Raw genomic sequence first — 12,026 nt, forward strand, 5'->3', positions numbered from 1 at the left:
AATTCTATTCTCTCCTCAGCTCTGAATATGTTGCTTCATCTATTGTAATAAATTTCCATTGCGATGAACAATCTTTAATTCACAGAAACTGGGGGTATATCCTCTGTTTGGGACCCTATTTTCTCCGGCCAGGAAATAGCATGTATGGTTCCGCTGATGCTCTCATAGAACAGCAGGGAGTCTTTCTTGAAGACCCTGATTATGAGATGAATAAAGAATAGAAGGTCGACCAGCAGGAACAATCCTTGTAACCGTAAATACCATGCAGAAGATAAGAGATCTACTACCTTCGGTTCAAGGAGCAGCACTTGCAGACCAAAGAATGCCCAATAAAGTACCCCGTATCGCTTAAGTAGCCCCCAGAGGGAGATTTTTGCTCCATTTAATCCTTGCAGATGAATTCGTACAACCCATTTGCCAACGGTTCGCCCGTTAGTCAGCCACGGCAGCAGGATATAGTAGACCCCTGTTGCAATCCAATAGGCACCTGGTACGTAAAGGAAGCGAAGTGCCAGGTAGAAAAGGAAGACTACGCCAATGTCCATCATAAACGCGATACTTCGCCGTAGGAAAGTTACCCTTTTGTCTACAAGATTGGCCTCCGCATCGAGCTGTTCAATCTTTGGAAGCAATCCTGATATCCAAGAAGCTGCCCGGAAGCCGAGAATTCCGCCGAGCGTGTTCGCCATGAGATCATCCACATCAAAGACACGGTAAGGATGGTCGTAGAAACCATAGATTCCTGTAATTTGTGTGACTTCGAAGAAGAGAGATAAGCTAAAAGACAACATGAGACAGACCACCCAGCGGGTACGGAAATAATAATTCAGAAACATGCCAAAAGGCACCGTTAGAAGAGCATTGAACAGAACCTGAAGAAAAGCTGGTTCACTCAGTATGGACCAGTAGGACTTTGGAGCATCCGCAGATCCTGCACGGAAACTTTGCATGATATCCTGAACAAATTGGAAGGGAATGCTCTGGATCGAGTTGCCGGTTGGCGGCAGATTATGCCGGGAAGCCGGAAGTGGGAGAAGGACCAGATAGAATGCGTTCATCAAGTAGAGCAGGAGCAGGTACAGCATTAATGCCCTAACCTTATGGATATAGCCATGTCTGCGATATTGGACGATCATAAATGGGAGCGTAAAGAACAGTGCTGCAATTGGAAACGTCATAAAGGCATAAGAGATAGGAAACAAATACGATTGAAACATGATACACCTGCCATTCAGTTTTTTTGCATCCTTATTTAGGATATGTCTTCAAACTTAATGTGGCCATAACAAAATAGAGCCCCAGAGATAAGAAGGCTCTTCTTCTCATGTGAAAAGTTTACCATGCTTTTGGCCGTTTTTATAGTTTGAAGGCACGCCCCAGTAAGATCTGATAGAAGACTAGAATATTTTAACATGTTGATAATAAAAAATAGGGCTACGATTTGCGTCCAGCATAGGTCCTATGTTAACTTGAATCAAATTCATAATGTTCATAACTTATACTGTAGATTATGAAAAGGGGGGATTGCGGTTGCTTGATTTTAATCTGGAATATTTACGGGCATTCTATTATGTGGCGAACCTGGAGAGCACGACAAAGGCAGCAACAGCGTTGTTCATATCTCAGCCAGCTATTACCAGATCCATTCGAAAGCTCGAACATCATCTAGGCTGTGCTTTATTTGTCCGGACATCCAAGGGTATGAAATTAACGAATGAAGGCGAAGCCTTTTATAAACACGTTACAGAAGCGTTTGATGGATTAATGAGTGGTGAGAAGGAGCTTCAGCGCATGGCTTCCTTTGAATCTGGGCGGCTAAAGATCGGCACGACCGAAACTGCGCTATATGATTTTTTGCTTCCCAAAATTGAACGGTTTCGTGAGCAATTCCCCAACGTCCATATTGATATTATGGGGGGCTTAACGCCTGAAGCTGTTCAACTGGTACATAGTGGAAATGCGGATTTGGCCGTAGTTGTAACACCGGTGAGAGATCAAGAGGGGCTAACGTTAAAAAACGTACGGAGTTTCAATGATGTGTTTATCGTAGGTACCGGGTACCCTGAATTAACGAATAGAGTAGTGACAGCCCGGGAAATTTGCAAGTATCCGGTCGTCACGATTGAAAAAGGAACCAGCAGCCGTGATTTTCTTGATCATTGGTTCAAGGAACAAGGAATACTCTTCGAGCCCGATTACAATGTTAGAACTTCATCCATGATCATTCCCTTCGTTATGAGAAACCTGGCTGTTGGCATCGTTCCGGCTATGTTTGCCGACAACTTTATCAAGAACGGGAATATGACCCGATTACAACTTGATAAAGAGATGCCTCACAGACATATTTCCATATTGTATAAGCGATCCAAGTCCCTGTCCCTTCTGGGCCGCAAATTTATTGACTTCGTGAGTGATGAAGAAATGGACCAGAGCGGGTTATATGAAATAAAATAGGTGCTCCGATAGCCTTCAGTTCCTGAAGGTTATTTGTCGTACACAAGTTCTGATATTTTCCTTGATTATTGTGACCTTAGAAATAGGTATGACTTTAGATTATATTATGTATAACTATTATATATTTCAATTATATTGTGAGTTCTCTTAGAATGGACTCATGTGTTGCTAGCACACTTTAAGGGAATGAGATGAATGCTTAAAAGGTAATTGGGATGGGGACGACTTAAACTACGATTGCAAATTGATAGCCTCTAAGGAGAACTAACACATGGAGAATACAGATAAAAGAAAGAAAAAAAGTAAGATAAAGTATTTATATATCGGCATAGGCGTTTTGATTTTAGTGATTCTTGTTACTCTTTTGTATTTTGTTAGACCGCGTGGGGGCGAAGTGTCGACAAGTCTACGCTACAATGCTTTCGCTACGTTTCTGGAGCTTGTGAACAAAAGCGATTCCGGCTCTAAAGATGCAGCCATTGAAAAGCAACCGTATAATCCAGGCAAAGAAGCTGACCCTAGCAAAAAGCTGCGTAAAGAGTTCAGCGTAAGTGAGGAAACTCAAGATGACGGGTTGAAATACTATACACTAGCTCCTAAAAGCGGTGGCTCCGGGAAAAGCATATTTTATTTGCATGGCGGAGGTTACACCAACGAAATTTCCGCTTTCCATTGGCAGTTGATATCCAAACTAATCAACAAAACCGGAAGCACAGTGATCGTTCCAATCTATCCTCTGGCCCAAGCTCAACCTTATTACGATACGTTCCCAATGTTGTTGAAGCTATACAATAAAGCATTGACTACTACTGCTCCTGACCATTTGATCGTGATGGGGGATTCCGCCGGCGGAGGACTGGCATTGGGACTTGCGGAGCTGCTGAATAAGGAGAAGCTTCCTCAGCCTAGCGATATTATATTGTTCTCGCCATGGCTGGATGCTTCCATGTCCAACCCTGATATTGATGATTTAGAAAAGGTTGATCCGGTATTGTCCAAAGCGTCCCTGCTAAGAGCGGCAAAATTGTATGCAGGCGGAGATGACCTGAAAAATTATCTTCTCAGCCCGATTTATGGAGATCTCAAAAGCTTAGGGAAGATATCGGTCTATGTAGGGACGCACGAGATCTTCCTTCCAGACGCAAGAAAACTGAAAGCAATGGCTGATGAACAGGGGATAGCAATTAATTATACTGAATACCCGGAAATGTTCCACGCCTGGATCATTTTCCCGATCCCTGAGGCGGATAAAGCTCTTGATGATGTAATTAAACAGGTTTTCTAAGCCATTTCACCTGAACCCTGACGATATAAGGAGATGTTGAGAATGAGTAAATACAATAGCAGAAGCATTCATCTGATTGATTCTGAAGTGAGCGGATCGATTGCCTCGAGACGAACCGAAGCGCTCAGCGAATCCGCACTGGCAGAATCACGCAGCCAGCAGTCCCAAATGATGCCGGACATCGATGTCACGCAGATGTTCCCGGTAACAATTGAAGAGAAGTGGGTGCCAAGTTATTTTGGAGAACGGGAAGTTCGGATCGAGATGATTAAGCCCAAGCATCCCAAGCATGATCGCATGCCCTTGTATTACTCGATTCATGGCGGGGGAATGGTGATGGGGAGTCCGGCCTTTGACCGTCCGGGGAATGCGCTCTTAGCGGCGAAGCACGGTTTTTGCGGTGTATCTGTGGATTACGGACTGGCACCGGAGTATGTTCAGCCGAGTCAACTGCAAGATTGTTATTCGGGTCTCAAATGGTGCATCGAACACGCAGAAGAGCTTGGAATTGATCCTCAGAAAGTCGCGCTCGCAGGTGCAAGCGCTGGCGGCGGGTTGGCAGCAGGGACGGCCCTGTACATCCGTGATCAAAAGGAGTTCGAGATCCATCATCTAAGACTGGATAGTCCGATGCTGGATGACCGGACAAGTCTTGCCACGGAACATCCCTATGCCGGTGAATTTTTCTGGACCAAACAAGATGATTATTTTGGCTGGAAATCGGTATTGGGGCATGAGCCGGGTCAGGTAGGCGTTAGCGGGTATTATGCGCCTGCACGAGCAAAATCGCTCGCCGGATTCCCGCCTACTTATATAGGTATAGGTTCTGTTGATTTGTTTATAGACGAGAGCTTACTATTCGCCAAGCAGCTGATTTATGATGGCGTGCTGGCCGAGCTACATGTGTACCCCGGTTATCACCACTTGTCTGGCATGTTTACCGAAGCGCATTTCTCCAAGGAGGGTGCCAAATCCAGTGAGTACGCGCTGTTGAAGGCGCTGGATTTGCTTTAATTTGAAAGGACCATAATTAAAAACTGGTATAATGAAAACAGCGGCAGTCTATGATTGAATGTTCAGTCATACCTGCCGCTGTTGCTCGTTACTAGTACCTTGACGTTTCGTTCTGGCGGCAGTACGTCATTGCTCATCGCATATTGCGTATCGTTTTCTCATGTGAAAAGTTTACTATGGCAGGCCGTTTTTTAATTTAAAAACACGCCTTAATGAACTCTTCCAGCATAGATATGTAAGAGAGGAGCGTGATGCAATGGAGAAGAAGGTACAGCAATACTATAAACTCAAGCAGAAGCAGAAAGAGATTGAGAAGGAACTGGCGGGACTTCGGGAAGAGATAATCGCCTATTGTAGCAGCCAGGATTCCAGTGATGCCGAGCTTGGGAGTTATAAGGTCAAGCTTGTTGTACAGAACCGTAAAGAATACGATGATGCCAAACTCTATGAGACGCTGTCTGACCCCGAGGTGTGGCGTTTGCTGTCCAGAGCAGACCCGGCCAAAGTGGCAAGTCTTGTGAAGCTGAACGTGATCTCAGATGAGCGTATCCATCATACGTATACGTTAAAGACAGTAACTTTGCTTCAAGTGGATAAAAAATAGCTTAGAAAGGTCGCAGACTGCTGCGGCCTTTTTTCATATACTTTTCTCATATTTTTCCCACAGAAATGCCGTAACCGCCTGCTAAGATGAAGATACTTTAAAGAAAGAGGTGTTTCAAGATGAACAAATGGACAAAAAAAGTAATCTCGGTTATGGCAGTAGTGAGTGTACTGGGTGGAGCGACTAGCGCGTTTGCGGCAGCAGGACCGGTTAAACCGGCTACCCCAATTGTAAAAACTGTAACGCCTGCAACAACTTCTACCAAGCCAGTTTCAAGCGCTAAAGTCACTCCGCCCCAAACGACTGCTGTCAAACCAGAAACAAACAAGACTGCTACTGCACCAAAAACTACTACACCTGAGAAGTCTACACCAGCAACAACACCTGTCAAAGCTACACCAGCCAAAACCGCAACAACTAAAGCAACGCCTGCAAAAGCAACACCAACTAAAGCGACTCCAGCAAAAACTACAACTGCTAAAGCAACTCCTGCAAAGGCTAAAACAGCTAAAGCAACACCAACTAAAGCAAAATCTAAAACTACCAAAAAAGCTCCTGTGAAGAAAACTGTTGCCAAAAAAAGAGTAGCTAAGAAACCAGTAGCGAAAAAAACAGTGGCTAGAAAAACAGTAGCGAAAAAAACGGTGGCTAAAAAACCAATAGTGAAAAAACCAGTGGCGAAAGCTCCGGTAAAAAGCACGCCTAAAAAGGAAACTGCCGCGAATCCGGTAATTGTTCAACCTAAAAAGAAATAAGATTAGCAACTAGGTCACAGTTATAAAATAAATAATAGTGCAATATTAGGCAATAGACGGGACCGTAAAAGGGATACCCGTCTATTGTCATTTATGATAACCTGAAAGAACAGATTTTTGAACAACGAACGGTGAAGGGGCTAGGTATTATGAGCAAAATAGTAGTCGTGGACGACGATCTTTTCATTCTGCAGTTGCTCTCCGAGTATTTACGTAAGGAAACCTATGATGTAACCTCCTTTTCCAGCGGCCACAATTTGGTGGAGCATGTCCGCGCCAACACTCCGGACTGTCTCATCCTGGATATTATGATGCCCGGAATTAACGGGCTAAGTCTGTTAACGGAACTGCGCAGCTTTACCGAAATGCCGATTATTATGATCTCGGCGCGGGGTGAAGAGAATGATCGTATTCAGGGGCTGGAGCTAGGTTGCAGTGATTTTCTAAGCAAGCCCTTCAATCCCCGCGAATTGGTAGGTCGTGTCAAAGCGATGCTTCGTCTGGCCAAGTCAGGAGGGTCAGGGGGCATTGCTGCTACAGAGGAAGTTTCCGTACATGAGAATAGTGAAAGTATTTACAAATTCGGTAATGTTGAGATTCAACCCGAGTTTCGTAAAATAACTGTGGGTAACATCTCACTTAGCCTGACTTCGCGGGAGTTTGAGCTGCTGATGTTTCTGGCTATGCATATTGAACGTCCCTTTGAACGTGAGCATCTGATTCAACAGGTGTGGAAATATGATTTTTTTGGCGATGTAAGAGTGGTGGATGATCTAGTGAAGCGAATCCGCAAAAAGCTGGGTGAGCTGGATTCGATGTTACAGATCGATACAGTATGGGGCTTTGGCTATAAAGCCATAGTGCGGAAGGTATAGCATGAGGACGATCCGGGGTAAAATGCTGCTCTCCCTGTTCATTGCCATGCTGGTTACGGTCGGGATCACCGTGGTACTGTTTGTACGCCTGATTGATGATATCCTGGTGAACCAAGTGAAGTCCCAATTGCATGTTCAAGCACTGAAGGCAGCCAGGATTCTGCACGAAGGGGATATTGATGGTCTGAGCAGCACTGAATTTCGCTTTGTTGTGAAAGGCCTGATGATGAATGCCGACTATCTTCTGCTTGACAGTCATAACAAGATTATCGACGCCAGCGATACCAGACAGGAAGGGAAGACGCTACATGATTCGGTGGCGGCCAGCGAAGGAATCACTACGCTCCACGGCAAAAAAGTGCTTTACAATGAGGAATCGGTAAGAGGGCTGCCTTATCGTATTTTTGTTTATTCTCCGCTCTCCTCGCTAAGAGCTTTGTATGGATCGCTGATGCGGACCACGCTGCTGTCGATTGCCGCGAGCTTTTTTGGTATACTGGTCATCGGACTTCTGACCGTATCACGGGTCGTTCGTCCGTTGAACCGCTTGAAAGAGGCGGTAAGAAGCTATGAGCCGAATCGCGCCCAGAGCCAGGATTTTCCCGAAGGAGATCGGACCGAGATTGGCGAACTGATCACAACCTTTCACTCCATGTCCGGCCGTATCCGGCTGCATCAACGCAACCAGATTGAATTTTTGCAGAATGTATCCCATGAACTGAAGACACCGCTGATGTCCATTCACGGCTTTGTATATGCTATTCAAGATCAGGTCGTCTCCCAGGAAGAGGGGCTGAACATCATTACCGTTCAATCCCAACGGCTCATGGATATGGTCGACAAGCTGCTTCAGCTCTCGCGGCTGGAAGCAGTCGACGAGCACTGGCCCGCCGAAGCACTGGACCTTAGAAGCATTGCGGAGGAAGCGGTACAGCTTCTCCTGCCTGCTGCTGCAGAGCGGAATGTCAGGATGGAACTCGAAGGGGCTGGACTACAGGTGATGATTCCCGGTGAGCAGCTATTCCGTATTCTGCTCAACCTGCTGCAGAATGCCGTCAGACATACGTCGAGCCGGGTTAAAGTGGTGATTGAAGGTCCTGGAACTGGAACCGCCTGGGCTATCCATGTTGAAGATGACGGCCCTGGTCTGAATGACGAGGAGCAAGAAGCTGTATTTCAACGCTTTTATACCGGTTCCAATGGTGTAACTGGACTGGGACTTGCGATAAGCCGGGGAATCGCGGCTAGGTTAAACGGGGAATTGAGCTATACCCGTTCATCACTTGGAGGGGCTTGCTTTAGCTTTTTAAAATATGAGGATGAGTTTCCTAAGAGCGGGTAGATTCGGCATAGCATTTGACAGTTAGAGTTCGAAGATTAGAGAGACGGAGGCAAATACGATGGATAACTTTGAGCACATGCTAAACAAATATGCAGAGCTAGTAGTAAAGGTTGGGGTAAATGTACAGCCCGGACAGGTGCTGATGGTGCATGCTCCAATGGAAACGGTAGAGCTGACCCGCCTGATTGTAGGCAAGGCCTATGAAGCAGGAGCGAAATATGTAATTGTGGATTGGGAAGATGAGGCAACAACACGTATTCGTTACGAGAAAGCGTCAGAGGATTCCTTCGATTATTATCCGCAGTGGCAGGCCGATATGATGGAGAAGTTTGCTGAAGAGAACGGCGCCATTTTACATATTAAAGTGCCTGATCCGGAATTGTTCAATGGAATTGATTCTTCCAAGGTATCAAGAGCTGTTAAAGCGGCTGCTGTTGCACGTAAGAACTATTCTAAATATACACGTAACAGTAAGATTAGCTGGTCACTTGTTAAAGCTCCAACCCGTGCTTGGGCGAATAAAGTATTTGCAGATCTCCCTGAAGAAGAGCGGATTAATGCAATGTGGGAAGCCGTATTCCAGATGAACCGCGTGGGCAGCGATGATCCTGTAGCAGCCTGGAAAGAGCATATTGCTGGGTTGAAAGAAAGTCAGGATAGAATGAACGCTAAACGTTATAAAAGCCTGCACTACCGCGCTCCGGGAACGGATCTGCGTGTAGAGCTTCCAGAAGGGCATCTATGGCGTGGAGGTGGCGGTGAGAACGATAATGGCGTATATTTTGTTGCGAATATGCCAACCGAAGAGATTTATTCCATGCCGCATCGTACAGGTGTAAATGGTACGGTTGCTAGTACACTTCCTTTGAATCTGAATGGGCGTTTGGTTGAAGGACTTTCGTTCACCTTTAAGGATGGTAAGGTCGTGGCCTATGAAGCTCAATCAGGTCGTGAGCATTTGACGTCATTGCTTGAGACAGATGAAGGTGCGTCTTATCTCGGAGAAGTGGCACTGGTGCAGCATGATTCTCCAATTTCCCGATTGAACCGAATCTTCTATAATACAGGCATTGATGAGAATGCCTCATGTCATTTTGCGCTCGGAAGCGCCTATCCGGTGAATATCGAAGGGGGCACGAAGCTTAGCAACGAAGAGCTGCTGGCCAGAGGCGCGAACGTCAGCTTGACGCATGTCGATTTCATGATCGGCTCCGCAGAGCTGGATATTGATGGTGAACTAGCGGATGGAACAGTTGAACCTGTATTCCGTAAAGGGAATTGGGTACTGTAAGTTGGTTTGAAAATAAACGTTAAAAAAGATATGGCCGTAAGCCTCACCAGTAAAGTGGGTTTACGGCCTTTTTGCTGTTGAGCAGGGCATGCATACCATCCAGCTGCCATTCCAGGGCAATAGTTTGGGATTAAAGTGTGGCGCCATGTCTATGGTTTAACGGTGACGGTCATTCCTTTTATCGGATCTAGATTATTTTTCCATTGAATATTGATGGCTTGGGATTTGAAAAGATCTGCGCCGTCCGATACCTGGAAGTGCAGATGAGGTTCACTGGAATTGCCTGAGTTGCCGAGCAATCCGATGACATCACCTGTTTTGACCTTGTCGCCGGGCTTTACGGTAGCTGAGCCCTTTTTGAGATGGGCCAAATAACTGTATTCACCGCCGTGATCAATGACTACCACATTGCCTTCAGGATGCTTTTCATTCATCACTCCGACAGGTACATTGTCGGCAATATCATTCACTACGGAGACTACAGTTCCGTCGGCTGGAGCGAGTATATTTTGTCCAAAAGCGTAGTAGCTTTCATTCTTCAGCGGATCGCCTTTGAAGGAGTATTGGTCAACTACCCGGATAATGTCATAGGCGTAACGCTGAGCGGCAAAGGAGTAGTGTGCATTCTCCATTTCATTGTTCCCGCCCCAGAAGATATACCAGTCTCCGCGCAGGGGCAGCTCATAGGCGATCTTGGTTTTGATCTTGTCGGTATCCGGATGAGTCTCCAGGTGGGTGATGGCCATCTGAAAGATGGTTCCGCTTGGATCGAAAAGGGCCGTAATTCCTTTGTCTCCGGCATCGCTTTTCCAGAAGCGCTGATCTCCGCCATTTAGAAGGCTCACGTAGCCGGGAGTGAAGGACTTAACGCCTGCTATGAAGGAGGCGGACATCTCGCTGAATTCTTTTTCCGTAATATCTTCTTTAAAAGGGTCGCTGAAACGCTGGTAGATACCGCTGAAATTACCATTCAACATTTCCTGTGCCAGTGCCTCGGGTTGAACCTTGGATGTGGCTGTACTTCCTGGCTGCTGTTCTGCAGAAGAGTTCGTACTCGCCGTTGCCTGTTGCTGACCCGTTGAACCTGTCTTCTCCTTATTCTCCACTGCCTTTCCTCCTCCACAAGCGGTGAGCAGAACGGCTAACGCTGCTGTTCCCGCGATCATTTTGGTATACCCTATCGTTCGCTTGCCATATCTCTTGTGCTTTTTGTTCATTTCTGTTCCTCCTTGGCTTGTTGCTTGCCATCTGTTCTTCTCACATCTTTATTGTAACAACGTAACTTTTCGGCTTATGTAACGGGGGCTTAACGGAAGCTTAATTTTTAACAGATTATGCCTATATAAGACGAATAAAAGAAAATAACAAATAGCGAGAAGGAATGAAGGGGAAGGTTTGGAACTGTAGGAGCGGAAGCGCCCGCCTTTGTCACCGGATTTCAACCGCTAGAAGCGGTTTATAAAGAAGAAATCTGGGGACAACAGCGGCCGAAAGTCCAAACATTCACCGTAGTGACGATCGAGCCTTACGTTCGAATCTTAAATTTGTCTTATATAGAAGAATTAAGATTCTGTTAAGGTACGAGTCAACACTTCTATAGAATAAATTCATGTTAAGATGAGGGAAGACATGAAGTGTGGGGGAGGACCCGGGATGAAAGATGCTTCCATTCTGCTCGTGGATGACGAGGATTCCATTATAGAGCTGATGAAGACCGTACTACGTAAGGAAGGATATACCCATATTGATTCTGCCGGAAGCGGAGAGGAGGCCATTGAAGCCTGTTCCGTGACTACCTATGATTTGATCGTGCTGGATGTGATGCTGCCGGGACGAAGCGGGATTGAGATCTGTCCTTTTCTTAGGCAAAAAACGAATGCACCGATTTTATTCCTATCAGCCCGCGTATCCGACTTTGACAAGCTGACCGGCTTCGCGGTTGGCGGAGATGATTACATAACGAAACCTTTCAATCCGTTGGAACTGGTCGCACGGATCAGATCGCAATTGCGTCGTTATCTGGAGAAAGAAGCCACTACTGGTACATCCATAGAGCCGGGCAAGGGCAGCAACAGTCAGTCGGGTAACGTTTATGATTTCGGAAGATTTCAGGTCGATGAAGTCGCCGGAGAGCTAAGGGTAGAGGGGCTAACGGTTGCCTGTCCCTCATTAGTGTTTCAACTATTGCTGTTTATGTGCAAGCATCCCAACCGGCTATTCACCAAAACGGAGCTGTACGAAAGTGTATGGGGCGAAGAAGCCTTTTGCGACGACAATACGGTTATGGTTCATATCCACCGAATCAGAGAGCGTATTGAACGGGAGCCGTCTAACCCAGTCTTTCTAGTGAATGTGAGAGGAATGGGATATAAGCTCGTCCAGGAGAACCAGAGGAGACCCTTGTAG

The 12,026-nt window shown here is 46.1% G+C and carries 11 protein-coding genes; 9 read left to right on the plus strand and 2 right to left on the minus strand.

The genetic code is table 11. The features are described from left to right. Positions 1-74 precede the first annotated feature (74 nt). A complete protein-coding gene (locus tag HPT30_RS28630) occupies positions 75-1,217 on the minus strand; it encodes a VanZ family protein (RefSeq protein ID WP_175374650.1) in 1,143 nt (380 codons plus the stop codon). 313 nt (positions 1,218-1,530) lie between these two features. Here HPT30_RS28630 and HPT30_RS28635 point away from each other — a divergent pair, with 313 nt between their 5' ends. From HPT30_RS28635 to HPT30_RS28670, 8 genes are all read left to right on the plus strand, one after another. Next, positions 1,531-2,454 (plus strand): LysR family transcriptional regulator, encoded by a 924-nt coding sequence (locus HPT30_RS28635; RefSeq protein ID WP_175374651.1) that lies wholly within the window; start codon positions 1,531-1,533, stop codon positions 2,452-2,454. A gap of 271 nt (positions 2,455-2,725) precedes the next feature. After that, entirely contained in the window at positions 2,726-3,739 is a 1,014-nt protein-coding gene (locus tag HPT30_RS28640) for an alpha/beta hydrolase fold domain-containing protein (RefSeq protein ID WP_175374652.1), read from the plus strand. A 42-nt stretch (positions 3,740-3,781) separates the two neighbouring features. Next, positions 3,782-4,753, plus strand: a complete 972-nt coding sequence (locus HPT30_RS28645) for an alpha/beta hydrolase fold domain-containing protein (RefSeq protein WP_175374653.1) — start codon at positions 3,782-3,784, stop codon at positions 4,751-4,753. Positions 4,754-5,009: 256 nt separating this feature from the next. Beyond that, on the plus strand, positions 5,010-5,357 hold the full coding sequence (locus tag HPT30_RS28650) for a hypothetical protein (RefSeq protein ID WP_175374654.1): 348 nt from the start codon (positions 5,010-5,012) through the stop codon (positions 5,355-5,357). A 119-nt stretch (positions 5,358-5,476) separates the two neighbouring features. Then, positions 5,477-6,112 (plus strand): hypothetical protein, encoded by a 636-nt coding sequence (locus HPT30_RS28655; protein ID WP_175374655.1) that lies wholly within the window; start codon positions 5,477-5,479, stop codon positions 6,110-6,112. A 149-nt stretch (positions 6,113-6,261) separates the two neighbouring features. Further along, positions 6,262-6,987 carry a response regulator transcription factor gene (locus HPT30_RS28660; RefSeq protein WP_175374656.1) on the plus strand — a complete coding sequence of 242 codons (726 nt, stop codon included), beginning with the start codon at positions 6,262-6,264 and terminating at the stop codon, positions 6,985-6,987. Between the two features lies 1 nt (position 6,988). Beyond that, on the plus strand, positions 6,989-8,329 hold the full coding sequence (locus HPT30_RS28665; protein ID WP_175374657.1) for a sensor histidine kinase: 1,341 nt from the start codon (positions 6,989-6,991) through the stop codon (positions 8,327-8,329). Between the two features lie 58 nt (positions 8,330-8,387). Next, positions 8,388-9,620, plus strand: a complete 1,233-nt coding sequence (locus tag HPT30_RS28670) for an aminopeptidase (protein ID WP_175374658.1) — start codon at positions 8,388-8,390, stop codon at positions 9,618-9,620. A 149-nt stretch (positions 9,621-9,769) separates the two neighbouring features. Here HPT30_RS28670 and HPT30_RS30530 read toward each other — a convergent pair whose 3' ends face one another. After that, complete coding sequence (locus tag HPT30_RS30530; protein ID WP_175374659.1) at positions 9,770-10,837, minus strand: M23 family metallopeptidase; 1,068 nt, start codon at positions 10,835-10,837, stop codon at positions 9,770-9,772. A 436-nt stretch (positions 10,838-11,273) separates the two neighbouring features. Between HPT30_RS30530 and HPT30_RS28680 the strand changes: the two genes are divergently transcribed. Beyond that, complete coding sequence (locus HPT30_RS28680; protein ID WP_175374660.1) at positions 11,274-12,026, plus strand: response regulator transcription factor; 753 nt, start codon at positions 11,274-11,276, stop codon at positions 12,024-12,026.

It is taken from the genome of Paenibacillus agri, from assembly GCF_013359945.1.
Classification (GTDB): Bacteria; Bacillota; Bacilli; order Paenibacillales; family Paenibacillaceae; genus Paenibacillus_AQ; species Paenibacillus_AQ agri.